This window comes from Egibacteraceae bacterium (assembly GCA_035540635.1).
In the GTDB taxonomy this organism is placed as follows: Bacteria; Actinomycetota; Nitriliruptoria; order Euzebyales; family Egibacteraceae; genus DATLGH01.
This window is the reverse complement of record DATLGH010000040.1, coordinates 1-24,144: the sequence shown is the minus strand read 5'-3', so window position 1 is coordinate 24,144 and position 24,144 is coordinate 1. Positions and strand designations below refer to the sequence as shown.

At 72.6% G+C, this 24,144-nt stretch carries 22 protein-coding genes; 17 read left to right on the top strand and 5 right to left on the bottom strand.

The annotated features are described in order from the left end of the window. The first annotated feature begins 313 nt into the window (after positions 1 to 313). From VM324_07135 to VM324_07065, 15 genes are all read left to right on the top strand, one after another. On the top strand, positions 314 to 1,024 hold the full coding sequence (locus VM324_07135; protein HVL99048.1) for a DUF4157 domain-containing protein: 711 nt from the start codon (positions 314 to 316) through the stop codon (positions 1,022 to 1,024). Positions 1,025 to 1,227: 203 nt separating this feature from the next. Next, the gene (locus VM324_07130) at positions 1,228 to 2,817 is read left to right on the top strand and encodes a phage tail sheath subtilisin-like domain-containing protein (protein ID HVL99047.1); all 1,590 of its coding nucleotides are present in this window, start codon (positions 1,228 to 1,230) and stop codon (positions 2,815 to 2,817) included. 56 nt (positions 2,818 to 2,873) lie between these two features. Further along, positions 2,874 to 3,317, top strand: a complete 444-nt coding sequence (locus VM324_07125) for a phage tail protein (protein ID HVL99046.1) — start codon at positions 2,874 to 2,876, stop codon at positions 3,315 to 3,317. Next, a complete protein-coding gene (locus tag VM324_07120) occupies positions 3,317 to 3,778 on the top strand; it encodes a hypothetical protein (protein ID HVL99045.1) in 462 nt (153 codons plus the stop codon). The genes VM324_07125 and VM324_07120 overlap by 1 nt, the downstream gene beginning before the upstream one ends. Further along, a complete protein-coding gene (locus VM324_07115) occupies positions 3,775 to 3,933 on the top strand; it encodes a DUF6760 family protein (GenBank protein HVL99044.1) in 159 nt (52 codons plus the stop codon). Before VM324_07120 ends, VM324_07115 begins: the two co-directional genes overlap by 4 nt. 6 nt (positions 3,934 to 3,939) lie before the next feature. Next, a complete protein-coding gene (locus VM324_07110) occupies positions 3,940 to 6,954 on the top strand; it encodes a hypothetical protein (protein HVL99043.1) in 3,015 nt (1,004 codons plus the stop codon). Between the two features lie 11 nt (positions 6,955 to 6,965). Continuing rightward, positions 6,966 to 7,457 (top strand): phage tail protein, encoded by a 492-nt coding sequence (locus tag VM324_07105; protein HVL99042.1) that lies wholly within the window; start codon positions 6,966 to 6,968, stop codon positions 7,455 to 7,457. A 31-nt stretch (positions 7,458 to 7,488) separates the two neighbouring features. Then, positions 7,489 to 8,211: a LysM peptidoglycan-binding domain-containing protein gene (locus VM324_07100; protein HVL99041.1), complete on the top strand. Its 723-nt coding sequence runs from the start codon at positions 7,489 to 7,491 to the stop codon at positions 8,209 to 8,211. Positions 8,212 to 8,220: 9 nt separating this feature from the next. After that, complete coding sequence (locus VM324_07095) at positions 8,221 to 9,999, top strand: VgrG-related protein (protein HVL99040.1); 1,779 nt, start codon at positions 8,221 to 8,223, stop codon at positions 9,997 to 9,999. A 13-nt stretch (positions 10,000 to 10,012) separates the two neighbouring features. After that, a complete protein-coding gene (locus VM324_07090) occupies positions 10,013 to 10,408 on the top strand; it encodes a PAAR domain-containing protein (protein ID HVL99039.1) in 396 nt (131 codons plus the stop codon). 4 nt (positions 10,409 to 10,412) lie between these two features. After that, complete coding sequence (locus tag VM324_07085; protein HVL99038.1) at positions 10,413 to 10,808, top strand: GPW/gp25 family protein; 396 nt, start codon at positions 10,413 to 10,415, stop codon at positions 10,806 to 10,808. Between the two features lie 2 nt (positions 10,809 to 10,810). After that, complete coding sequence (locus tag VM324_07080) at positions 10,811 to 12,760, top strand: putative baseplate assembly protein (GenBank protein ID HVL99037.1); 1,950 nt, start codon at positions 10,811 to 10,813, stop codon at positions 12,758 to 12,760. A gap of 1 nt (position 12,761) precedes the next feature. Then, positions 12,762 to 13,289 (top strand): phage tail protein, encoded by a 528-nt coding sequence (locus VM324_07075; protein ID HVL99036.1) that lies wholly within the window; start codon positions 12,762 to 12,764, stop codon positions 13,287 to 13,289. After that, on the top strand, positions 13,286 to 15,145 hold the full coding sequence (locus VM324_07070; protein ID HVL99035.1) for a zinc ribbon domain-containing protein: 1,860 nt from the start codon (positions 13,286 to 13,288) through the stop codon (positions 15,143 to 15,145). Before VM324_07075 ends, VM324_07070 begins: the two co-directional genes overlap by 4 nt. 185 nt (positions 15,146 to 15,330) lie before the next feature. Further along, positions 15,331 to 15,957 carry a hypothetical protein gene (locus tag VM324_07065; GenBank protein ID HVL99034.1) on the top strand — a complete coding sequence of 209 codons (627 nt, stop codon included), beginning with the start codon at positions 15,331 to 15,333 and terminating at the stop codon, positions 15,955 to 15,957. Between the two features lie 32 nt (positions 15,958 to 15,989). Here VM324_07065 and VM324_07060 read toward each other — a convergent pair whose 3' ends face one another. Both VM324_07060 and VM324_07055 read right to left on the bottom strand, forming a co-directional pair. After that, on the bottom strand, positions 15,990 to 17,000 hold the full coding sequence (locus tag VM324_07060) for an NAD(P)/FAD-dependent oxidoreductase (GenBank protein ID HVL99033.1): 1,011 nt from the start codon (positions 16,998 to 17,000) through the stop codon (positions 15,990 to 15,992). A 75-nt stretch (positions 17,001 to 17,075) separates the two neighbouring features. Further along, entirely contained in the window at positions 17,076 to 19,283 is a 2,208-nt protein-coding gene (locus VM324_07055) for a cell wall-binding repeat-containing protein (protein HVL99032.1), read from the bottom strand. Between the two features lie 120 nt (positions 19,284 to 19,403). On the opposite strand from VM324_07055, the gene VM324_07050 reads away from it, so the two are divergent. Together VM324_07050 and VM324_07045 are read left to right on the top strand one after the other, a co-directional pair. After that, positions 19,404 to 20,186: an XdhC family protein gene (locus VM324_07050; GenBank protein HVL99031.1), complete on the top strand. Its 783-nt coding sequence runs from the start codon at positions 19,404 to 19,406 to the stop codon at positions 20,184 to 20,186. Beyond that, entirely contained in the window at positions 20,183 to 20,941 is a 759-nt protein-coding gene (locus tag VM324_07045; protein ID HVL99030.1) for a 5-formyltetrahydrofolate cyclo-ligase, read from the top strand. The genes VM324_07050 and VM324_07045 overlap by 4 nt, the downstream gene beginning before the upstream one ends. Positions 20,942 to 20,970: 29 nt before the next feature. Here VM324_07045 and VM324_07040 read toward each other — a convergent pair whose 3' ends face one another. The 3 genes from VM324_07040 to VM324_07030 all read right to left on the bottom strand — a co-directional run bounded on the left by VM324_07040 (position 20,971) and on the right by VM324_07030 (position 23,659). Then, positions 20,971 to 22,413, bottom strand: coding sequence for a trehalose-6-phosphate synthase (locus VM324_07040; GenBank protein ID HVL99029.1), 1,443 nt, complete (start codon positions 22,411 to 22,413; stop codon positions 20,971 to 20,973). Continuing rightward, positions 22,406 to 23,104, bottom strand: a complete 699-nt coding sequence (locus VM324_07035) for a hypothetical protein (protein HVL99028.1) — start codon at positions 23,102 to 23,104, stop codon at positions 22,406 to 22,408. Before VM324_07035 ends, VM324_07040 begins: the two co-directional genes overlap by 8 nt. Before the next feature lie 336 nt (positions 23,105 to 23,440). Continuing rightward, positions 23,441 to 23,659 carry a hypothetical protein gene (locus VM324_07030; protein HVL99027.1) on the bottom strand — a complete coding sequence of 73 codons (219 nt, stop codon included), beginning with the start codon at positions 23,657 to 23,659 and terminating at the stop codon, positions 23,441 to 23,443. Positions 23,660 to 24,144 lie beyond the last annotated feature (485 nt).

Here is a 24,144-nt window from a genome sequence, read left to right as displayed (position 1 = left end):
GCTCACTGGCGGCATTCTCGCCCGCGAGCGGCTGTTGCGTTGGACCGTCGGTGCTCGCCTTCCGGGCACGCCCTCTTGCCTCATCGCGCAATTACCTTCCCGTCGGCTGCCCGGCCGGCGCAAGCGTGAGCCGCCAGCCGTGGGTGTGGTTTCCGTCGCCCATGAGCGCCCCCGAGCCGGCCGGGCAGCCGACGGGAAGGTAATTGCGCGATGAGGCAAGAGGGCGTGCCCGGAAGGCGAGCACCGACGGTCCAACGCAACAGCCGCTCGCGGGCGAGAATGCCGCCAGTGAGCCACTCCCGGGAGGCCCTAGATGCGCATCCACGACGAAGATCACGCGGTCATCGGTGAGGAAGGCCGGCGCTCCGCTAACCGCCGGTCGGGCGAGCCGTCCGAGGCGCTCGCGGCGTTGACGGGCGGCGTCCCGCAGGCCGTGGGACCGCCAGGGGTTATGGCGCTGCAGCGGGCCGCGGGCAACGCGAGCACGGCGGCGCTCCTGGGTGGCGAGGAGGAAGCGGCGTCACCGGTCACCGATGTCATCTCGTCGGGGGGTGGGCAGCCGCTCGACGCGGACACCCGTGGGTTCATGGAGTCGCGGATGGGTCACGACTTCAGCGACGTGCGGGTTCACACCGACGAGCGCGCGTTGGCGTCGGCGCAGGCCGTCAACGCGCACGCCTACACGGTCGGCAGCAACGTCGTCTTCCAGCGCGATCGCTACGATCCCGGCAGCGACGCGGGCAAGCGCATGCTCGCCCACGAGCTCACCCATGTCGTCCAGCAGCGCAGTGGGCCGGTCGACGGCACCCCGGCCGCCGGAGGCATCAAGGTCAGCGATCCGTCGGACCGCTTCGAGCAGGCAGCCGAGCGCAACGCCGATGCGGTCATGAGCGGCGCGCCGGCCACCGCGGACTCCGGCACCTCCGCGACCCACGTGCAGCGGCAGGAGGAAGAGGAAGAGCCCATCCAGGCCTTGTCGCTGCAGCGCCAGGAAGAGGAAGAAGAGATCCCCGAAGAGGCGTAGCGCCGACGAACCTCTCCGACGAAGCCGCCGCGCCGACCGTGGCGGCTTCGCTGTGCTTTTCCGGCACCCGAGGACCTCGCCCCTTCGGGCATCCACCTGTTCCCGCATGGCACGCCCGGCCGGACGCTGCATGCCCCCGCCGCCGGGTGCACGCTCACCGCAGTCGCTAGCAGGCGTCGCGAGCAGCCTTGAGGAGGGCGCACATGCCTACCTACCTATCACCCGGTGTCTACGTCGAGGAAGTGCCGTCGGGATCGGCCCCCATCGAAGGTGTGGGAACCGCCGTCGCCGCGTTCGTCGGCGTCGCCGAGCAGGGACCCGTGAACGAGCCCATCCTCGTCACGAACTGGAGCCAGTTCACCCAAACCTTCGGTTCCTTCGTCGAGGGATCCTATCTCGCCCTTTCCGTGTACAGCTTCTTCATGAACGGCGGCGGAAGCTGTTACGTCGTGCGCGTCGGCGCTAACGGGTCTCCCCCCGCGGCGCGCGCCGAGCTCATGGCGGGCACCGGCGACAAGCGCCTGGCGGCCTACCGCGTGACGGCGCTTCCCGAGGGCCCGGCGGGCAACAACCTCACCGTCGAGGTGGCCGACGCCTCGACCGACGGGAAGGCCGCCGACAAGGGCGGCGGCGACAAGGGATCGGACAAGGGCGGCGCCCCGAAGACCGAGGACGACACCTTCAAGCTCCTCGTCAAGGACGGCGGCCAGGTCGTCGAGGAGTTCGACCGGGTCACCGTGAAGCAGGGGTCCCAGAACGTCCTCACGGTCGTCAACGCCCAGTCGCAGTTCATCCGCATCGAGGAGGCGACCGGCACCGTCCTCGCGAAGCCGACCAAGGGCAGCGTCGCGCTGAGCGGCGGCGGCGCGTCGACCCAGGCGCAGCTCGCCCCCGACGACTACGTCGGTAACGCCGCGGACCGCACCGGGTTCGGGGGCCTCGAGGCCGTCGACCCCGTCACCATGGTCTGCGTTCCCGACCTCATGGCCGCCTACCAGAAGGGCCTGATCGACCTCGAGGGCGTGCAGGCCGTGCAGCTCGCGATGATCGCCCACTGCGAGCTGATGGGTGACCGCATCGCCATCCTCGACCCGCCACCGGGCCTCAACGCCCAGCAGATCCGTGAGTGGCGGGTCGACAAGGCCGGCTACGACTCGAAGTTCGCCGCCCTGTACTGGCCCTGGATCAAGGTGTTCGACCCGGCCAGCGGCGACAACGTGTTCGTGCCCCCGAGCGGCGCCATGGCCGGCATCTGGGGACGCAACGACGACACCCGCGGCGTGCACAAGGCGCCGGCGAACGAGGTCGTGCGCGGCGCGATCGCCCTCGAGACGCAGATCACCAAGAACGAGCACGACCTGCTCAACCCCGAGGGGATCAACTGCATCCGCGCCTTCCCCGGCCGCGGCATCCGCGTGTGGGGTGCCCGGACCCTGTCGAGCGACGCGGAGTGGCGCTACCTCAACGTCCGCCGCCTGTTCAACTACCTCGAGGAGTCGATCCTCAGCGGCACGCAGTGGGTCGTCTTCGAGCCGAACGACCATGCCCTCTGGGCGAAGATCCGCCGCACGATCAGCGCGTTCCTCGTCAACGAGTGGCGCAAGGGCGCCCTGTTCGGGCAGAACCCCGACCAGGCGTTCTACGTGAAGTGCGACGACGAGACGAACCCGGCCGAGTCGATCGATGCGGGCATGGTCCTGTGCGAGATCGGCGTGGCGCCGGTCAAGCCCGCCGAGTTCGTGATCTTCCGGCTGTCGCAGTTCTCCGGGGGCACCGCCCTCGTGGCCGAGTAACCCATCGATCGCCCGCCCACGCACACGGCACAGATAGATAAAGGAGACAAGGAGCCATGCCGCTTCCCGAGATGGACACCAGCGTCGGTTGGTCGTTCGGGTTCGAGTTCGACGGGGTCGAGATCAAGCAGATCCAGGAGGTCAGCGGGCTGAAGGTGGAGTCCGACGTGATCGAGCTCAAGCACAACACCAACGACGGCAAGTACGTGAACAAGAAGCTCCCTGGTCGACCCAAGATCGGCGAGATCACGCTCACCCGCGGTCTCACGGACGACAAGACGTTCCAGAGCTGGATCAAGGACGTGCAGTTCGGGAAGATGGCCGATGCCCGCAAGGGCGGCGCCATCAACGTCTACGACTTCGAGGGCACCGCCATCAAGCGCTACAAGCTCACGAACGCGTGGCCGAAGAGCCTCGAGGTCGGGTCGCTGAAGGCCGGTGACACGAGCGTGCTGACCGAGAAGCTCACCATCACGCACGAAGGTGTTGAGCCCGAGTGATGCGGCGCACGACGCTCGCCGAGGTGGGGCCGGCTCCCGGGGAGCCGGCCCCCCAGCCGGCGCCGGCTGACCCGGCGCCGACCGAGGCGTCACTGCGCACGGAGTTCGCGTTCGTGCTGCCCCGGGGCTACGTCGACCGGACGGGCCAGGTGCACCGTGACGGGGTCATGCGTCTCGCCACGGCGCGCGACGAGCTGCTGCCCCTCCACGACGACCGCGTGCGCGAGAACCCCGCCTACCTGAGCGTCGTCCTGCTCGCGCGGGTGATCGAGCGGATCGGCACGATCACCGACGTCCACCCCACGATCGTGGAGAACATGTTCGCCTCGGACCTCGCGTTCCTACAGGACCTCTACCGGCGGGTCAACAGCGAGGGCCACACGAGGGCGGGCGTCACCTGCCCGTCGTGCAGGCACGAATTCTCCGTGGACCTCGCGGGCGGACGCCTGGGGGAATCGTGACGTACGCCACCGACCGGCTCTACGAGGAGGTGGCGTACGTGGCCTACCATTTCCACTGGTCGCTCGACGACATCCTCGATCTCGAGCATCCGACGCGGATGCGCTTCGTAGAGGAGATCGGCCGGATCAACCGGCGGATGTCCGAAGGCGGGTAGAGCCCGATGTGGCCCTTCACCCGCCGCAAGAAGACCGGGGGCCCCGAGGGCGCGCAGGCGGCCCCGCCGCCGGCAGCGCCGGCTCGACCGGCCGAGCCGGTGGGGCCCGTCGGCCTTCCCCCGCTGCAGCGGACGTTCGAGCCACTGACCGCGTGCGCGCTGACGGCCAAGCACGCCACCTTCTCCGATGACCTGCCCGCGTGGCAGAACCCCGCCCGCACGCTCGAGCCCCTCGGGCACGAGGTGCGAGCGGACGCGCCCGCGGGCCTGGTGGAGGGCATCACCCGGCTCGCGGCTCCGGTTCCGCGCGCCGTCGAGGGGACGCTGCCGCTCGTGCAGCGCACCGCAGCGGGGACGCGCGGCCGGCCGTCGCGTCCCGGCTCGGCGGCGCCGGTCATCCCACCCACCATGGTGTACGCGCCGGAGGTCACCCACGGTCGCGACACCGCGCCGGGACCATCGCCCGTCCAGCGGGCGATGAGCCGGTCGCCGGCGGGTGAGCCCCCGACCGCGCACGCGGTCGCGACGGCTCCCGTCGCGCCGAGCGCCCCGCGCGGCGAGCTCGTCTCGGCACCGCCACCCGCCCTGCCGGTTCTGCGGCTCCCGGCCACGCCGCTGGAGCCGGTCGTGTCCCGAGCGGTCGACGACCCCGTCGACGACGGAGCCCCGGAGGCTGCGTCGCCGCCAACCGAGGCGCACCCCGCCGAGGACAACAGGGTTCAATCGCCGGCGCCGCCGCCGTCGACCGTGGCCGTGGAAGCGGACGCGGAGACCGCCGCTGCACCCGCCGTCCAGGGCAGCGATGACGTGACGCCGTCCGCGAGCCGACCGCGCGCGACCGGCACGCTCGACCCTCTGCGCCCGGTGAGCGCACCCGGCGAGCTACCGCCGGTGCAGCGCGCGGCCGGGCCGACAGGGCCGTCCCTCCCCCTTGCCACACCCCCACCGCCGGCTGGGGGATCGCGCAGGCTGGGTCTCGGCGCGCCGATACCCGCCGCGCCGGTGGCTACCAGGAGTGCGGGCCCGCCCCCCGGCTCGCCCCTGGCGGCCTCCGCCGAGGCTGCGCAGGCTTTCCTCGACGCCCTCCCCTCGAGCGGGTCGACCGCGGATGCGCCCGCTACAGCAGACGCCGCCTCAGCAGACGCCGCCTCAGCAGACGCCGCCGCGGCTGCCACCGCCCCGGCAGATGATGTGGCCGCGACCGGTGGGGGCGTGACCGGACCAGCCGAAGGGCAGGCCGTCCAGCGGACCTCCCGCGACCTGGCACCGAGCGACGGGGGTACCGGCGAGACGGCGGAGCCGAGCGCCGCCGCGCCGCTCGTCGGACAACGCCCGCCCCTCGGCGCGTTCCCCGAGGAACGGGTCGCTCCCGGCGACACCCAGTCCCCAGAGGTGGGGCTGCCCGTGCGGGCCCCCCGGTCCACCGACGGCCTCGACACCGCTAGCTCGCAGGCGCCGACGGTGGGGAGCCCGGACCCTGGGCCGGGGGCCGGAGATCCCCGACTGGCTGCGCGCGGGGCAAGTGGTACCCCACCGCCGCCGGTGCTCCCGGTCGTGCAACGCGCGCCGGTTGGCGCTCCGGGCGCTCCCCGGACCTCCTCACCCGCAGGGGGCCCGCCGCCGCACAGCGAGGCTGGCACGCCCACGCACGGCCCACCGACGGCCACCGAGGCCGCAGCGCCCACCGAGGCCGCCACCCCCACGGTGGTGGAACTCCCGGCGGCCGAGGCCGCAGCGCCCACCCTGGCGCCACCGCCGCCGAGCGAGGGCGCTGCCCCGCCTTCCGTGGCCGCGTCGTCCACCGACCGGCCGGACCTCCCGCCGAACCTCGAGGAGGTCGGTCATGCCGGCCTGCTCGGGGACCGACCGCTGGGGCCGCCCAGCGACACCGCCGACAGTGGCGGCTCACCGGAGGTCGGTCCGGGCGCGGATGCGCCGCTTGACCTGGCACTGCCCGCGCCTGCCCCGCTTGACTTCGCACTGCCCGCGCCCGCCCCGCCTGACCTCGCGCGGGCCGAGCCCGTAGGCCCGGAAACCTCCGGGACGGAGCAGCGGGCCGGTGTCGTGCAGCGCAGCGCCGAAGCGACCGCACAGCCTGGGGCCCCGCTGCTCGGTGACAGCGTCCTGGCCGCTCCGGCGCTCCCGGAGGCAACCGCAGGCTTCGCCGGAAACCGGGCGAGCCCACCATCGCCGCTCGCCGCACCCGTGCTCGGACCGTTGCTCGGCGGCCTGCCGCTGCAGCGCGCCGTCGACCGTGGGGTGCGTCCCGGCGCCGCAGCCGCCGCAGGCCCCGGTGCCTTCTCGCGGCGGCTTGCGTCCGGACCGTTACCGGCGAGTCCGTCCCCGCAGGCGCCGAAGGGAAGCGCCGTCGACCCGCGTGTCCCCTCCAGCCTCGTGGCGGCGCAGGCGCCGCGCAGTCTCCCCCCGTTGTGGTCCGCGCCGCCGGCGGGCCTGCCGCCGGCAGGGTTCGGGAGCCCGGGTCTCGCCGCACCCGGCCTCCAGCGAAGCAGCGACCTGGCAGCGGACGCGCCGGGTGTCGCCGCTCTCGCCGTCCAGCGGACGGCGCCCGCGAACGGGCACCTTCTCGCCCCGCTGCGCTCCCTCACCGGCCCGAAGGGATCGGCGGCGGCGGAGAACGGCTCGGCGGCGGGGAACGGCCATCACCCCAGCGGGAACGGGCACGGCGCCCTGCTCGCCCTGGCGGTCCCCCACGGGGGCGGTCGTGACGCGGGGCAGGAGGGTGGCGAGGTGAGCGTGCAGCGCGTCACGGCGGTCGGCGAGGTCGCAACCTCCGTGGCCTCGCCGAGCGGCAGGTCCACCGGCGGGGTGGTGGACACGCCGCCCGCAGGCGCGTCCGGACCGGCCGGCCCGTCGGAGGAGGCGGAGGAGACCTCGGTGATCGACGCGCTCGACCTCGACGAGCTCACCCGCCGCCTCGGGGACCGGCTCGTGCACCGCATGAAGCGCGAGCTGCGCCTCGACCGGGACCGTGTGGGCCACCTCACCGACATCCGACGCTAGGACACAGTGACATGAACGCACCGAGCGCGACGGCGACCGCAACGGCCCCCAGCGGCGCGGCGGCGATCGCGGACCCGGCCGTCACCGTCTGCTTCGGCGTGCGCATCGACGGCCAGGACATCGGCTCATTCGCGAGCTGCGACGGGCTTGGCATGGAGGTCGAGATCCAGGAGGTAAAGGAGGGCGGCAACCCCTTCTTCGTCCACCAGCTGCCGGGGCGGATCAAGTACTCGCGCATCAAGCTCACCCGCCCCGTCAACGCGGACTCCGTGAAGGTCGCCGCGTGGATCGCCGGGATGGCCACGGAGGTGAAGCGCACCCAGGTGGAGATCAGGGCGATGAACCAGAAAGGCGACAGCATCGCCACCTGGGTGCTTTTCGACGCCTTCCCGTACAAGTGGAGCGGCCCGTCGCTGAACGTCGAGGGTCCGAAGGTCGCGACCGAGACGCTCGAGCTCGCGCACCACGGCTTCCTCATGCCGCCGACCTCGAGCCCCGCGTGAGCACGCCGAACCCCAGGAGGGTGGGAGCACCATGACCTTCATGCAGGACAGCCGCACGAAGCCGGAGAAGGCGTACCTGTCGCTTAAGGAAACCGCCGCGGGGTCCGCCACGGGCGCCGCCGGGTCCGGCGCCGGGACGCGGCTCATCGAGTTCCGCTTCAACCCCGAGCAGTACTCGATCTCGAAGAGCGCCACCTGGAAGTCGGATCCCCAGAAGCGCGCCGAGGAGGCGCCCCCACCGCAGTTCGAGGGCACCGGTGCCCGCACGCTCGAGCTGGCGATCCTGCTCGACGAGAGCGAGACCGGCAACAACGTGCAGTCCGACGTCGAGAAGTTGTTCGACTGCTGCACCCCGAGCGCGCAGAGCATCGACAACAACCAGCCCCGCCCCCCCTACGTCGTGTTCGCATGGGGCACGTTCTTCAGCTTCACGGCCTACATCACCTCCGTCACCGCGAAGTACACGCTCTTCCGTCCGAACGGCGCGCCGATCCGCGCGGAGTGCAGCCTCAAGCTCACCGAGGTGCCCGAGGCGCGACCCCGCCAGAACCCGACCTCCGGGACGCTCGAGGCGCACAGGATCTACACCGTGTCGACCGGCGACACGCTCGCCTCCGTGGCCTACCGGGAGTACGCCGACGCGGCGCTGTGGCGCGCTCTCGCCGAGGCGAACGACATCGACGACCCGATGCGGCTGCTCCCGGGGACCAGCCTGCTCATTCCCCCCGCCGCCGAAGCCGGCGCACACAGGTAGGCAACCGGGATGCTCGACGACGTCTTCTTCTCCATCAAGCGGCGAGGCACGCCGGTCAGCGCCGACGTCCTGCAGATGCTCGAGTCGGTCGTCGTCGAGCAGAGTCTCACGCTGCCCGATGTGTTCATCCTCACCTTCCTCGACGAGATGCGCGTACTGCTCGACGGCCCTCAGGGGTTCGCGATCGGTGACAAGATCGAAATCGGTGTCCTCGTGACGAACGCACCCGAGCCCCTCGTCGTCGGAGAGGTCACCGCGGTCGAGGCGGAGCACGACGGGACGGGCACCTACACCGTCCTGCGCGGCTACGACCTGGGGCACCGGCTGCAGCGGGGGCGCAAGGTGCGCACGTTCATCAACCAGACGTACGCCGACGTCGTCCGCAGGGTGCTCGGCGAGGCCGGGGTGACGGCGGGGACCATCGAGTCGGCGGGGCTCACCACGCATCCCCTGGTGTCGCAGAACAACGTGAGCGACTGGGAGTTCGTCCAGGGGCTCGCGAAGGAGGTCGGGTTCTTCGCCGGCATGCGGGAAGACCGGTTCGTGTTCGCCAAGCCCACGGAGGCGGGGACCGCGCCGGCCGTGGGCAACCTGCGGTCGAGCGGGCCCCTGCAGCTCGCCCTCGGCGACGAGCTGCTGCGCTTTCGCGGTGTGGCGAGCGCGGTGGAGCAGGTCAGCGAGGTCGTCGTGCGGAGCTGGGATCCCATAACGAAGGGGGCGGTGGTGGCCACCGCCAGCGCCGCCGGCCCGACGAGCGCGCAGCTGGACAGCGACATCGCTCCGCAGCGGCTGGCCGGCCTCTTCGGCGGCGCCACGCTGGCGCAGGTCGACATCCCCGACCACCTTCAGAACGGCGCTGACGCGGCCGCGAAGAGCCTCGTCGACGAGATCGCGTCCGCGTCGGCCGAGTTCGACGGGGTCGCACGCGGCAACCCGAGGCTCGCGGCCGGTACGGCGATCAGCGTGGGGCTCGTCGGCAAGCCCTTCGACGGGCGCTACGTCCTCACGAGCGCCCGCCACACGTACCACCATGTCGAGGGGTACACGACGGCGTTCACGGTCAGCGGCCTGCGCGACGGCACGCTGTACGGCCTCGCGAACGGAGGGCTGCCGATCGGCGCCCCACCGATCCAAGGCGTGGTCGTGGCCATCGTGACGAACAACAAGGACCCCGACGACCTGCTGCGGGTCAAGCTGAAGTTCCCCTGGCTCGCCGACGACTACGAGTCGGACTGGGCTCGGCTCGTGCAGCTGGGCGCCGGCGCCGAGCGAGGCAGCGTCGTCGTGCCCGAGGTCAACGACGAGGTACTCGTCGCGTTCGACCACGGCGACCTGCGCCGCCCGTACGTGCTCGGTGGTGTCTACAACGGCCGGGACAGGCCACACCTGGGGCCCGGAGCAACCGTCGTCGCCGGCGACGGCAGCGTCAACCACCGCACGGTCGCGTCGCGCACGCACCAGACCGTCGCGCTGATCGACGAGGCGGGAAAGGAGGGCGTCACGGTCGTCACCGGTGACGGCAGGCAGGAGCTCGCCCTGAAGGCGGCGGACCGCAAGATCACCGTGACGAGCGAGGGCGACATCGAGGTCACCGCGAAGGCTGGCGGCAAGATGACCATGGACGCGACGGGCGACATCAAGGTGGCGAGCAATGCGAACGTCACCATCGAGGCGGTCGGCAACGTCAAGGTCAAGGCCACCGGCAACCTCGCGCTAGAGGGCGCGGTCGTGAACGTGAAGGCCACCGGCCCGCTCACGATGTCGGGCAACCCGATCAAGCTGAACTGAAGGGGGACTGGAGATGCCGACCGGACCGGCCGCGGTGCTCGGCGACAGGATCGTCGGGGTGTGCGTGGGCCATCAGGTGCCCGGGCCGCCTTCCGGCAACCCCGTGCCCGCCCCTCCGCTGCCGTTCTCCGCGCCCATCACCCTGCAGTGCGCGACGAAGACGCTCATCGCCGGCAAGCCGGCGGTCGTCGTCGGGGCAAACGGGCTCAACACCCCTCCGCACGTCGGGCTGCACCCGTCGGACCCCTTCATGGCGCCGGTCATGCAGAAGGGCACCGTCACGATGGGCAGCGCGACCGTGCTCATCGAGAACAAGCCGGCGGTGCGCATGGGTGACATGGCGACGATGTGCATGGGCCTGCCCGGGCAGGTCGTCGCGACGGCGGTGACCGTCGTCATCGGGGGGTGAGCGTATGAGCGAGGCGTTCATCGGCCAGGGCTGGGCCTTCCCCGTGCGGGTCGGGTCCAGCGGCAGCATCGAACTGTCCGCGCGGGAGCGGGAGATCGAGGAGGCGATGCGCCTCATCATCGGCACCGCCTACGGCGAGCGGCCGATGCGCCCCGAGTTCGGCTGCGCCATCCACGACTACGTGTTCGCGCCCGCGGACGCAACCACCGCGGGGCGCATCTCCTACGAGGTACGCGCCTCGCTGCAGCGCTGGGAGCCCCGCATCGACGTCCACGACGTCACCGTGAGCCTCGACGACGCCGATCCCTCGACGCTCTACATCGACATCACCTACGTCATCAAGGGCACAAACGACCCCCGCAACCTCGTTTTCCCCTTCTACGTCATTCCCGAGGAGTAGTCGTGTCGCTGCCAGCCCCCCACCTCGACGACCGGCGTTTCCAGGACCTCGTCGACGACGCCAAGCGCCTCGTCCAGCAGCGCTGCAAGGACTGGACCGACCACAATGTGTCGGACCCCGGCGTGACGCTCATCGAGACGTTCGCGTTCATGGTCGACCAGCTCATCTACCGCCTCAACCGCGTGCCCGAGCGCAACTACGTGAAGTTCCTCGAGCTCATCGGCGTGCGGCTGTTCCCTCCGACGGCAGCATCGGCCGATGTCACCTTCTGGCTGTCCGCGCCCCAGGCGGGGACGATCCTCATCCCCGTCGGCACGCAGGTCGCGACGCCCCGCACGGGAGCAGAGGACGCGGTCGTGTTCACGGTCTGCGAGGAGCGCGCCATCCTGCCGTGCCACCTCGAGCGCTGCGCGTCGAGCATCGACGCGGACCATGTGCGCGACCACACGGAGAGCCTCGCTGCCGTCGAGCCGTTCTACTGTTTCGACACCGAGCCGAAGCCGGGCGACAGCCTGCTCATCGGCCTGTCGAACGCCGTCCCCGGCTGCGCGGTGCTCCTGCAGTTCGCGTGCGAGATCGAAGGCGTCGGGGTCGATCCCCGCCGCCCGCCGCTCGTGTGGGAGGCGTGGAACGGCGAGGGGTGGGTGCGCTGCACCGTCGACCACGACGGCACGGGAGGACTCAACACCGCCGGCGACGTCATCGTCCACCTGCCCCGCGACCACGCAGTGTCGGTGATCTCCCGGGAGCGGGCAGGGTGGCTGCGGTGCCGTGTCGTCGAGCCCTTCGAGGACCAGCCGTTCTACCGGCAGTCACCGCGCATCAGCTCGCTCACCGCCGCGACGATCGGAGGGACGACCGGGGCCGTGCACGCCGAGCTCGTCGGCGAGGAGATCCTCGGGCTGTCCGAGGGGGTGGCCGGTCAGCGCTTCCCCGTCGAGCAGCGCCCGGTCGTCCCCGGCGACGAGCCGCTCCTGCTCGAGGTAGCCGGAGGCGACGGGTGGGACGAGTGGACGCCGGTCGACGACTTCTCCCAGAGCGGCTCGACGGACCGCCACTTCATGCTCGACGCGGTCGCCGGCGAGGTGATCTTCGGGCCGGCGGTGCGCCAGCCTGACGGGACGCTCACCCAGTACGGGGCCGTGCCGCCCAAGGGCGCCCCCCTGCGGCTGCGGGGCTACTGGACCGGGGGCGGGCGTCGCGGCAACGTCGCCGCGAAGAAGATCACCCTGCTGCGCGAGACGATCCCCTACGTCGACCGGGTGGTCAACCGCGCGTCGGCCACCGGCGGGGTGGACGGCGAGACGCTCGAGAACGCGAAGCTGCGGGGACCGATCTTCATGCGCACGCGCAGCCGGGCGGTGACCGTCGAGGACTACGAGCAGCTCGCCCGTGAGGCGGCGCCGGAGGTGGCCCGCGTGAAGTGCGTCCCGGCGGGCGTCGACGGGACGGAGTCGGGGCTCGTGCGCATCCTCGTCGTCCCGTCCGCCGACGACGAGGCGGGACGGTTGCGGTTCGAGCAGCTGCTGCCGAACGACGAGACCCTCGAGCGGATCGCCACCTTCCTCGACGACCGGCGGATGATCGGCGCGCGCATCCTCGTCGAGCCGCCGGTGTACCAGGGCATCACCGTCGTCGCCCGCCTGCGGGCCAAGCCCCGGGTGAGCCCGACACGCCTGCAGACCGCGGCGCTCGAGGCCCTCTACCGCCACTTCAACGCCCTCACCGGCGGCCCCGACGGCAACGGCTGGCCGTTCGGGCGACCGATCCACGTCGGCGAGGTGTACTCGGTGCTCCAGCGGCTGCCTGGCATCGACTTCGTCGAGGACGCCTCGCTCTTCGCAGCCGATGCGGTCACCGGCGAGCGGGGCAGGTCCACCCAGCGTCTGGAGGTCTCGGGGTCGACGCTCGTGTTCTCCTTCGAGCACTCCGTGCTCGTGGAGGAGTCCTGACGTGCGCGGCACCGTCGAGGGTCTGGAGTCGCCTCACCCCGTCGGCCTCGCCCTCCCCGCGCTGTACCAGGAGAACGAGTTCGTCCAGCAATTCGTCGCCGGGTTCGACGGCGTGCTCGCGCCGTTGTTCACGACACTCGACTGCCTCGACGCGTACTTCGACGCGCAGGTCGCACCGCCCGACTTCCTTCTGTGGCTCGCCCAGTGGGTCGGCGTCGCGCTCGACGAGAACTGGCCCGAGGAACGCCAGCGCGACCTCGTCGCGCGGATGGTCGCGCTCTACGGCTCCCGGGGGACCGTCGCGGGGCTGCGCGAGGTCGTGCGGATCATCACGGGTGCCGAGCCCGAGGTCGATGACAGCGGCGGGGCGGCGTGGTCACCGGTGCCTGGCGGTGAGCCGCCGGGACGGGCGGAGCCACGGCTGCGGGTACGCGTTCCCGAGGGCAGCGTCTCGAGGAAGCGGCTGGAAGCGCTCGTGGCGGGCGCCGTGCCGGCGCACGTCGTGGTCGACGTGGAGGTGGGCGGATGATCGTCTGTCAGCAGTGCGGCTACCAGAACGACGACGACGACGAGTTCTGCGGGGGATGCCCGGGGTACCTGCCCCACGTCGGCATCCACGTCGACGAAGAGGTCGCCGTGGAGGAGGTGGAGCACGAACCCGAGGAGGTCGCGCGCCCCGGCCTCGTCGAGCGGGTCAAGTCGATGGTGATCGGCGAGGGGGACGCGGACGCCGAGGGTGCGCTCCTGACCGCCCCGGGCGAGGGCACGCAGGTCGACCCGGAGCAGGCCGCAGCCGATGAACGCGAGCGCGCGGAGGCCGCGGAGATCGAACGGGCCGCCGCCGAGCAGCGCGAGGCCGCCGCGCTCGAACGGGAGCGCCTCGCCGCGGAGCGCGAGCGGGAGGCTGCGGCCGAGCGGGCGCGTCTGGAGGAGGCGGAGCGGCAGCGCAAGGAGCAGGCGGAGCAGGAGCGCCAGGCCGCGGAGGAGCGCTGGCGGGCCGAGGAGGAACGGCGCGCGGCCGAGGAGGCGGAGCGACGTGCGGCGGCCGAGGCGGAGGAAGCCGCCGCCGCGCAGCGCAGCGCCGACGAACGCGCGGCGGCCGAGGCGGCCCGGCGCGAGGAGGACGAGCGCCGGGCGGCCGCGGAGGCCGAGGAACGCCGGCGGCGGGAGGAGGAGCAGGCGCGGCGCCGGGTGGAGGAGGAACGTGCGGCGGCGGCCGCCGCCGAGCGCGAACGCGAGGCCGCCGAGCGGGCGCACGCGGCCGCGGAGGAGCGCAAGCGGGCCGAGGAGGAGCGGCGGGCTGCCGAGGAGGCGGTAAGGCGGGCGGCTGCGGAGGCCGAGGAGCGGGCACGTCGGGCCGCCGCGATGGTTGCGAAACCGCCTCCCGAGGCCGCCACCCCGCCCGCACCGGTGGCCGCGCCGCCGGTCAGGCCGCGCAGGACGCGCGCCCAGCCGGTCCAGTCTGCGGACCCCGTGCCCGTCGCCGAGGACGCCGACACGATCGCCGCCCGGCAACCGACCGCCCAGCAGCCGGCCCCGCCCCGGCCCCGCCCCCCGACGAAGAAGACCGCTCCCAGCCGCGTCATCGAACCGGGCGACCTCGTCTGCGGTCAGTGCGGTGAGCCGAACAAGCCCGAACGTCGGTTCTGCCGGCGGTGCGCCGCCTCCCTTGAGGAAGCGAAGGTCGCGAAGGTGCCGTTCTGGCGACGGGTGTTCCGTAGGCGGGAGAAGAAGGTGGCGGCGGGCGAACGGCCCGGTCGTCGCGGGCAGGGCGTGAAAGGCGCGGTCGGCCAGGCGCGTCGGGGACGGACGGCGTTCCGGCGGTGGTCGCGGCGCCTCATCGCCATCGCGGCGCTCCTGGGGGTCGTCGCCGCCGTCGGTCCGGCGCGCTTGAGCGTCCTCGAGCGCGGTCAGGAGCTGTACCAGTCGCTGCGCAACCGCTTCGCGCCGGAGCTCGTGCTCGTCACGCCACTCCCGCCGAGCGCCTCGTCGGAGGATCCGCTGCATCCCGCAGCGAACGCGACGAACAGGGATCCCACGAACTACTGGCTCGCGAACGACACCGGTCCGGGACACGTTCTCACCGTGCCGTTCGATCCTGCGGTCGACCTGCGCCAGGTCGGGTTCCTGCCGGGCGCGCCCGGCGACGCGTTCAGCCGCCACGCGCGGCCGAAGGACGTCCATCTCGTGTTCGACAACGGCGCAACCGCCGAGTTCACGCTCGACAACAACGACGGCTTCCAGCGCAGAGCCGTCAAACCGGGGGTGGTCCGCCAGGTGCAGGTCCGCATCATGAGCGTGTACCCCTCAACCGAGGACGACCGGGTGGCGATCACCAACATCCAGTTCCACGCGGTCAAGGCCGAGGACGCTCAAGGGGAGTGAAGCGCCGGCCGACGGGGAATGGGAGGAACCCAAAGCCCGTCAGCGCCAGGCGAGGCGCCATACCCCCCGAGGAGCTCTCCGATGGCCGGCATCGGTCGACCCCTGGAAGAGATCGACGTTCCCGAACCCGCTCACGTGCCCGACTACGTGCCGGCAGAGGACCCGCAGCCGAGCACGCCCCGCCGTTGACGTCGGCGGCGCGCGTCGAGCGAGACCCGATCCGCGTTCTCAAGGCCGGGTGGGTCCTGCTCGCGGCGGACCGGCGTTCCGGGCGCTTCGCGGGCCTGAGCGTGGGGGCGCCCTACCGCGCGCACGACAGGGCCCGGTGCTTCCGGGAGCGCTGCCCGGTCGACGGCAACCACGCTGCGCCCCATCCCCGGGGAACGTGCGGCTTCTACGGCAGCACGGGGGACCCGCTCGCGTGGATGCTGCCGGAGGCCGCCCTGCTCGACGTCGAGCTCTTCGGCCGGGTGATCCGCCACGAGCGGGGATGGCGTGCGGGCGGTCAGCGGGTGCTCGGCGTGCGCTTCCTCCACGGCTGCGCCGCCTGCCTGCGCCCCGTCACCGGTCCGCTCCTCGTGACCGCGCCGGCGCCCGTCGACACGAGAGGAGTGCTCGTGGCTCCCCGTTGCGCCCGGTGCGCCCAGGTGTGGCGGTCGCCGAGCTACGGTGACGTCCTCGAGCCAGCCGAGCTCGCCGGGCTGCTCGGCACCGAGGTGAGCTGGCTCGACCCCGTGCGGTCCGCCCGGGTGCTCCAGCGCCAGGCGCGCTCCCGCCGGCCTGGCCGCCCGTCGCGCCGCATCGAGCACTGAGCACCTGACCTGCCCCGTGGCGCGCCGCGGGCCTACATGTTCGACGAGTGGCCGGGGAACAGCTTCGCGTCGGGATCGATCGCGATGGCGGCGTTGTTGACCGCGGTCGCGGCCTCGCCGAACCCCACCGAGATGAGCTTCACCTTGCCGGGGTACTCGGTGATGTCACCGGCGGCGAAGATCCGCGGCAGGTTCGTGGCCATGGTCGTGTCGACGTGCAGCGAGCGCTTGTCCGTCTCGAGTCCCCAGCGCTTGAGCGGCCCGATGTCGGCTTTGAAGCCGAGGGCGGCGATAATTGCCTGAACTTTGAGGGTCTCCCGCTCGTCGGTCTCGTTGTTGAAGATCTCGACCGCCTCGACCCTGTCCTGCCCGTGGATCTGGGCGACCTCCCAGAAGGTCAGCACCCGCGCGTCGGAGTTCATCACCTGCTGGACGGTGTGCTTGTGGGCGCGGAAGCGGTCGCGCCGGTGCACGAGCGTGATGCTCGAGGCGATGCCCTGGAGGTTGAGCGCCCAGTCGAACGCGCTGTCGCCACCTCCGACGATGAGCACGTCCTTGCCCTCCATCGCGTCGAGCTTCGGCACGAAGTAGACGAGGCCCTCACCCTCGAAGCCCTCCGCCGCGGGAAGCGTCTTCGGGCTGAACGTCCCGATGCCGCCGGTGACGACGACGGCCCTGCAGTGCACCCTCCGCCCCTTGTGGCTGGTCACCGTCATCGTGTCGTCGTCGTGGCGTTCGAGCTCCTCGGCGCGGTGGCCGAGCAGGTAGACGGGGTCGAACTGGTTGGCCTGCTCGACGCAGTTGTCGACGAGGTCCTGCCCCTTGATGGCGGGGAAGCCGCCGACGTCGTAGATGAGCTTCTCGGGGTACATCGCGGCCACCTGCCCGCCGGGCTCGGGAAGGGAGTCCACGATGGCCGTCGTGAGGCCCCGGAAGCCGGCGTAGTACGCGCCGTACAAGCCTGCCGGGCCCGCGCCGACGATGAGCAGGTCGACCTCCACCGGGTCGCCGGAGGCTGCCGTCGCCTGGGTCGTGTCGCTCACGCGGGGTCCTTTCGTCCGTTGCCCGCGCCTACGCTAACCCGCCGGCACCCTCGAGGCATCCCCCACGCGCGGGGTTCACCGGGCGAGCTGGTCGAGCTGCCAGTGCTGGTACGACGTGAGCGCGGCATGCCCCCCGAGCAGCGTGACGCGTGCGAGCCCGAGCGTGTCGCGCTCCGCGAGGTAGGCGCCGACGTCGGGGTCGCGGTTCACGTCGACGCCCGGCACGATCATGAGCAGCTGGCGGCGCTGCGCCGCGAGCGGGCCGCCGGCGAGCGCGTCGGGGAAGCGCTCGCCGAGGGCGACGACGAGCCCTCGCTGGTCCGCGTCGAGGATCTGCGGTCGCGCCCACGTGTTGACCTTGCGAGCCGTCGCGTAGCGCGACGGGCCCGCGAGGCGGGTGACGAGGTGGCCCTGGCGGCGGAGCTCGTTCGCGACCTCCTCGCTGACCGCCGCGTTGCCGCCGGCCACCACGACCTCGAGCGTGCCGGATTCACGGAGCACCCGGCGCGTGGACTCGGGCAGGCTGTTCGTGCCCGTCAGCAGGATCGGCATGCGCAGCATCCCGGCGGGGGCCGACACCGACAGGGCGTCGGGGAAGGCGTTGCCGACCACGAGGAACATTCGCGGGTGCGCGGCCCCGAGGTGGCGGGCGACGGCCACGGCGGTACCGAACCGGTCGGTGCCGGCGATGCGCTGGACCTCGTACCGCGCGCTCAGCGCCGCCTGGAGCTGGGCGCTGATCGCGTTCGTGCCACCGAGCAACGTGATCCGCCGTGGCCGCAGCTCCTCGAGCGCGGCAGCGGTCTCGGGCGGGAGCCCGTCACGACCGGTGAGCAGCAGCGGCGCATCGCGCTGGAACGCAAGGGGCCCGCCCGCGAGCGCGTCGGCGAACGTCTGCTGGGTGGCCAGCACCACCTCCTGCGCGCCCTGGGGGTGGGAGGCGCGCGCGGCGGCGGCGGCCGTGCCGGCGCGGCTCGCACCGGCGAGCCGCTCGGAGGCTGCGAAGTCGTAGGAGTGGTGGACAAACAGCCCGGTGGCCACCGGGCGCAGCGCGGCGTCACAGCACGGACGGTTGAGCAGCTGGCCGTCGGTGACCATCTGCGTGGAGCCGCCGCCGTCGAGCGCGAGACCGTCCACCGCACCGAGCCGGCGCAGCAGGTGTGACAGCTCGTGCATCGTCATCCCCGACGAGTAGCCGGGCTGGCGGCCGTCCACGGTGACGAGGAGAACCTGACCGTCGGCGGTGCGGCCGATCGCCGAGCGTGGATGGCGCACGTTCGAGTGCGTGCCCGCCGCGAACCCCTCGCCCTCCCACGTCGCCGGGTCGGTCCGCTCGCCGTTCTGCACGATGAGCGGTCCCGCGGCGAGACCGTGGCGCAGCTGCGTCCACGCCGCCGGGTCGGTCACGGCCGGCTGCAGACCGACCCGGACGGTGGCAGTGGCCCCGGGGCCCGCGCCGGCGAAGTGGGTGGCGTGGTCGCCCTGGGCGACGACCACCGCCCCGCCGGGGGGTACGGCCACGTCGCCCTCGCCGGCGAGCACGGAGCGCACGACGCCCTCGCCCACGCCGCTGGCCGGGGGTCGCAGGCCGTCGACGGTGAGGGCGCGGACCGGCAGGGGGGCGCCGCCCACCCGGACCGCGCGCACGGCGACGGTCGCGCCGAACGCGGGGGTGTAGACGAAGCTCGCATGGTTGCCGTCCGGGTAGGGCGGGCTCGCGGAGTGGTAGCGGTTCACGCCGTTCAGCCGGACGGGGGTGCTGCCCCCGACGGCGATGTCCATCCCGGTCTGCAGGCGGTCCATGAGCAGGCCACCCGGCACCGTCGCGACCGTGCCGCGCGGCCCCGCCCCCTGCGTCTGCGCCTCCGACACGAGCAGCTGGTCCTCGGCGTAGTAGCCGTTGGGGTCCCCGACGGGGTTGTTCAGCCAGAAGCCGCCGTTCACGCCCGCCACGCCGCCGTGGGGCAGCAGACGCTGGCCCATCCCGTGCACCGTCTCGAGGCCCTGCACGGTGGACCGCCCGAGCATCGGCCGCAGCTCCAGTGCCGGGTCGGCGGCGTTGAACGTCAGCACGTTCGCCACGGCGGGGTTGCCGTCGTCGAGGCGCAGCGAAAGCTGCCGGCGCTCGAGCCCTGGGAAAACCGGCCACCGGTGCTCGCCGACCGTGGTCGACGCGGCGCTGACCTCGCCGGAGATGACCGCCCCTGCCGGCGCCCCCGCGAGCGGGGGCAGCAACGCGGCACCCGTCGCGAGCAGGAGAAGGAGGGTGAGACGAGGGCGCACGGAGGGCTCCGGTTCTTCTCGAGGGCAGGCCACAGCGGGCGGCCCTTAGGGCAGAGACGTCGAAACTCGGCGCAACGGTGCGGCCCGTCGCGCGGACCGCACCGCTAGCATGCCGCGTTCATGGACGTGTTCGACGCGCTGAGCAGGGCTCGCGCCCGGGGCGAGCCGGTCGTGCTCGTAACGGTGCTCGCCGTCGAGGGGGACGCGCCCACCCGGTCGGGTGCCAAGCTCGTCGTCGGCCCCGAGGGCATCGTTGCGGGGACCCTCGGCTGCTCGGAGTTCGACACCGCGGGTGTGGAGCTCGCCGGCGAGGCCATCGGGCAGGAGCGACCGCTGCGGCGGCGCCTGGACTTCCCCTCGCACAGCCGCGAGCGGGCGATCGAGCTGTTCGCCGAACCGCAGCGCCCCGAGCCGGCGGTCCTCGTCATCGGTGCGAATCCGGTCGCGCGGTCGGTCGCCGAGCTCGCCCGCGCGGTCGGCCGGCGCGCCGTGCTCGTCGCCCCCGGCGGTGACACGGCCGTCCGCGGGGGCGTGGAGGTCCACGCCGACGACCCCGAGCGCTTCCTGCTCGCCGCGCCCCCGGGTGCGACCGACGCGGTCGTGGTGAGCGACCACGACGCCTCCTGGGTGGATGCGGTCCTGCGCGTCGCCCTCGCAAGCGACGCCTTCTTCGTCGGGATGCTCGGCAGTCGCCGGCACGCACCCGAGGTCATCCGCCGGATGCGTGACGGCGGTGTCCCGCCGGCCAATCTCGCCCGCCTGCGCTGCCCGTGCGGGCTCGACATCGGCAGCCGCACCCCCGCGGAGATCGGCCTGTCGATCGTCGCGGAAATCGTCGCCACCGCGCGGGGGCGCGACGGGCGCCCGCTCGGACTCGACTGGTCCGCCGGCGCGTCGGGATGAGGGACCACAGCGCCGACGCGGGGGGCGACGCCACCCTGCTCGACGCGAAGCGGTTCCTGCGCGAGGAGGTGTGGGCGGCGCTCGGCGACGCGGGGGTGGCCCGCTTCCCCGGGGCCGCCGGCCGCATCCCCAACTTCACCGGCGCGGAGGCGGCTGCCGAGCGGCTGCGCGACGTCGAGCGGTGGAAGCAGGCCCGGGCCCTCAAGGCCAACCCCGACAGCCCCCAGTGGCCGGTCCGGCAACGGGCGCTGGCCGACGGGATCGTCGTCTACATGGCCGTGCCCCGCCTCGCCGGCGAGGAGCCGTTCTTCCTCCTCGATCCGGAGCGCATCGACACGAGTCCCCGCAAGGCGTCGTCCATCAAGGGCGCCTCGGCGCAGGGGCGCACCGCGCCGGTGGAGGAGCTCGAGCCCGTCGACCTCGTCGTGACCGGCTGCGTGGCGGTGGACCGGCAGGGCGGCCGCCTCGGCAAGGGTGGCGGCTTCTCCGACCTCGAGTTCGCGCTCGCGTCGGCAGCCGGACTGATCGGCGAGCGCACGCTCGTCGTCACCACCGTCCATCCCCTGCAGGTCCTCGAACGTGGCCGCATACCGATGGGCGGGCACGACGTGCCCGTCGACCTCGTCGTCACCCCCGACGAGGTGATCGTGTGTGACCGGGCGCATCCCCGGCCCTCGGGGATCGCGTGGGACGACCTCACCGACGAGAAGATCGCCGCCATCCCGCTGCTCGCTCGTCTCGCCGGCAGCCGGTGAGCGCGCGCCCCCCACGGGCGGGACGGCTGTCAGCGCCGGCGGGCCCCCGCCGCGCGCAGGGCGTGGCGCTGGGCGTCCAGCCACTCCTCGGGCGCGCCGAGGCGGGCGGCGGCCTGGAGGCTTGCCGCCCGCCTCGAGCGTTCAGCACGGTCCATGGTCAGCGCCGCGTGCAGGGCGTCGGCCTGCCCCTCGACGTCGTAGGGGTTCACGAGGAGCGCCCCGTCGGCGAGGACGGACGTCGCGCCCGCGTTGCGGGACAGGACGAGGACACCCTCCCGCTCGTTGAGCACCGGGCCCTCCTTCGCGACGAGGTTCGTGCCGTCGATGACGGGGTTCGCGAGCAGCACGTCGTAGCGCTGGAGGGCGGCCACCGCCCGGGGGTAGTCGTCACCGACGAAAACGGTAAGGGCGTCGTCGCCGAACCGCTCGGTGATGCGGCCGGCCACCTCCCGGCACGCGAAGAGGTAGTCGCGGTACTCGTCGACGTCCTGCCGGGAGGGGTTGAGGTGCGCGTAGTGCCAGACCCGGCCGCGGTGCTCGGGGTGGCGCGCGAGGAGCAGCTCGTAGGCGCGCAGGCCGCGAAGGACGTTCTTCGACAGGTCGGTGCGGTCGACGCGGAGCAGCATCCGCCGCCCGTCGAGCTCGGCGTCGAGGTCCGCCCCGGCCGCGGCGACCTCGTGGGAGGCCGCCGACGAGGAGAGGTCCGCCTCGTCGACGCCGAGCACGAAGTCGGCCACGACCGTGCGCTGCCCGTCGAGAATCACCGCGTCGCCGTCGACCGCCGCGCCGAGCAGCTCCGCCGCGCACCGCCGGAACGCCGCCGTCCACAGGGGTGAGGAGAACGCGACGACGTCCGCGGCGAGCATGCCGCGCATGACCCCGTCGCAGATCCGGTCGGGCAGGCGGCGCAGGTAGTTCGGGCCGACCCACGGCGTGTGCATGTAGTGGAGGAGCTGGACGTGCGGCAGGCGGTCGCGGACGAAGCGGCCGGCGGTGCACAGGTGGTAGTCCTGCAGGAGCAGCTCGCCGCAGCCGTCGTAGCGCTCGGCGGCGTCGGCTGCGGCCTCGGCGACGCGGGCGTTCACCGGCATATACCCGTCGTCCCAGTCGTCCGGCCACCCCACACCGTTCGGCTCGTAGGGGGCGGACCACAGCCCGTGGAGGGTGAACCAGAGCAGGCGGTTGGCGACCTCGTTGTAGTAGGCCTCGAAGTGGTCACCGACGTCGAGCAGGCGCAGGTGGAACCTCGACCCGTCGGCGTCGACCTCGAACGGCTCCCCCCGGTGGGCCGCCGCGACCTCACGGTCGGTGTCGGAGAGGGCGACGGACACCCACGTGCCGGGCTCGGTCTGCATCGCCCCGCCGAGCGCGGTGACGAGACCGCCGAACCCGCGTTTGGCGACGAAGCCGTCGTCCGTGGCCTGCCAGCTCACGGGCCCCCGGTTGCTCGCGACGACGAGTCCCTCAGTCATGAGCGCGGAGGGTACATCCGACCGCGTCCATGACCGCATCGACGCCTGGGGCCTGCTCCAGCAGGTCGTCGAGCCCGACCGCGCCGGCGGCGATCTCGACGTCGCCGGGGTCGGCGCCGAGGGCGGCGAGCAGCCGCTCCGGGCGCCAGCGCAGGAGCAGGCCGCACTGGACGAGGGCACCGGAGCGCCGGCGGCGCTGCGCGAGGCCGACGAGCTTGCGGCCCCCGGCGGTCACCTCCCCCCGGCCGAGGGTCGCGTAGCACACCGCCGCGAGCAGCCGTTCCCGGGCGTCGCCCCGCGGCCGTGCCGTCGCGGCCCCGGTGTGGACGGCGACGTCGGCGACGCCAAGCCCGCGCAGCGCCGCCGCCCACGCCTGCCCGACCGGAGTGAACGCCGCGCCGGGCCCTCCGTCCAGCCACGGGTGCCCCGCCGGCAGGAGGACGTCGAGCGACAGGAGGTCCTCGTCCATCAGCACCGCACCCCCGCCCGAGTAACGGGTCACCGCCGGAAGGCCCGTGACCGGCGCGACGTCGCCCTGCCCTCGGCCGAGTACGAGCGCGGGAGTCGCCGAGCGGTACCAGCGCAGGGTCGGCACGGGCTCTTCGGCGAGCGCGTCGAGCAGCGTCGCCCCGCGCGCGAGCAGCGCCTGCGCCTCGCCGACCTCGAACGGCAGAAGGCGCCAGCCGTCCATGGGCTCGGGGCCACCCGGTCCCCCGCGGGGCTCCGCGCTACCCGCCGTCCTGCACCATGCCGAACTTGTCCTCGTAGTTGTCCGCGGACCTATCGTCGGTTGACATCCTTTGCCGATCCCTCCTCTTGCGAGTTCCCCGCACTCCATGGCTGCAAGTCTCGGAGACCGGTGGATCTACGAAGGCTGTAGTACTGGGGAGAAGTTCGAAGGAATCAGCCGATACACCAGGGTTGACCACGCCCTGCGAGGGCAAGCCAAGGCCCCTTTGCACCTGCACGGGTTGAGAGAGCGCATCTTGGCGCCGACGCTGTTGAGGCACCCGGTTGTCCGGGGAGGTCACAGGAGAATCGGCGAGGGTGAGAAGGCGATGCCGACCGCGGCGGCGAAGACGCCCTTGAGGACGAGCTCACGGACCATGTCGGCGGCGCTCCACTGAGTCGGCTTGGTGATCCCGAGGGCGGTGTACAGCAACCAGTCGCTGCCCAGGAGCACGATGTAGAAGATGGCGGTGGTGAGCACGGCGCCCAGGCCAAGCAGCGACAGTGCGGCGAGCACGACGCCGACCGCGGTCCCGCGATGTCAGCAACCCATGGGCTTGACGCGCCGCCACGGAGGATGAGAATGAGCATTGCGCCGTTCCCTGACCTCGGTCGCCTGTAGGGCTTTCGAGCCTGCGTGTCATCATGAGGCAGGGGCCTGCCAGGTGCCACTGATTGTTCCCTCGAGGACGTGGCTCAGACTCTTGAGTTCGGTTCGGTCCCTGGGACGGCCTTTTCGACATGCCCTGAAACGCCGCAGCGTTGCCGACCAGCGCCATATGGGCTTGCTTCGGCGCTCCGCGCGGCGCGCGGTTACCCAAAGTGTGCTTCATGGCCAAACGCCACTGGGGCATTCACGGCTCAGTCGTCGGCTGGCGGGAGCGGTACAGCGCCGGCACGTCGTCGCGCGCGGGTCCGATCTTGGTGCTGGTCTCCTCGGGGGTGGGCGGGTCGTCCCAGGGCATCTGGCCGATGACGATGCGGGGCAGGTGGACGTGCACG

Coding starts and splice junctions, on each gene's coding strand:
- VM324_07135 (HVL99048.1), top strand. CDS start 314: ATGCGCATCCACGACGAAGATCACGCGGTCATCGGTGAGGAAGGCCGG.
- VM324_07130 (HVL99047.1), top strand. CDS start 1,228: ATGCCTACCTACCTATCACCCGGTGTCTACGTCGAGGAAGTGCCGTCG.
- VM324_07125 (HVL99046.1), top strand. CDS start 2,874: ATGCCGCTTCCCGAGATGGACACCAGCGTCGGTTGGTCGTTCGGGTTC.
- VM324_07120 (HVL99045.1), top strand. CDS start 3,317: ATGCGGCGCACGACGCTCGCCGAGGTGGGGCCGGCTCCCGGGGAGCCG.
- VM324_07110 (HVL99043.1), top strand. CDS start 3,940: ATGTGGCCCTTCACCCGCCGCAAGAAGACCGGGGGCCCCGAGGGCGCG.
- VM324_07105 (HVL99042.1), top strand. CDS start 6,966: ATGAACGCACCGAGCGCGACGGCGACCGCAACGGCCCCCAGCGGCGCG.
- VM324_07100 (HVL99041.1), top strand. CDS start 7,489: ATGACCTTCATGCAGGACAGCCGCACGAAGCCGGAGAAGGCGTACCTG.
- VM324_07095 (HVL99040.1), top strand. CDS start 8,221: ATGCTCGACGACGTCTTCTTCTCCATCAAGCGGCGAGGCACGCCGGTC.
- VM324_07090 (HVL99039.1), top strand. CDS start 10,013: ATGCCGACCGGACCGGCCGCGGTGCTCGGCGACAGGATCGTCGGGGTG.
- VM324_07085 (HVL99038.1), top strand. CDS start 10,413: ATGAGCGAGGCGTTCATCGGCCAGGGCTGGGCCTTCCCCGTGCGGGTC.
- VM324_07070 (HVL99035.1), top strand. CDS start 13,286: ATGATCGTCTGTCAGCAGTGCGGCTACCAGAACGACGACGACGACGAG.
- VM324_07050 (HVL99031.1), top strand. CDS start 19,404: ATGGACGTGTTCGACGCGCTGAGCAGGGCTCGCGCCCGGGGCGAGCCG.
- VM324_07045 (HVL99030.1), top strand. CDS start 20,183: ATGAGGGACCACAGCGCCGACGCGGGGGGCGACGCCACCCTGCTCGAC.
- VM324_07040 (HVL99029.1), bottom strand. CDS start 22,413: ATGACTGAGGGACTCGTCGTCGCGAGCAACCGGGGGCCCGTGAGCTGG.
- VM324_07035 (HVL99028.1), bottom strand. CDS start 23,104: ATGGACGGCTGGCGCCTTCTGCCGTTCGAGGTCGGCGAGGCGCAGGCG.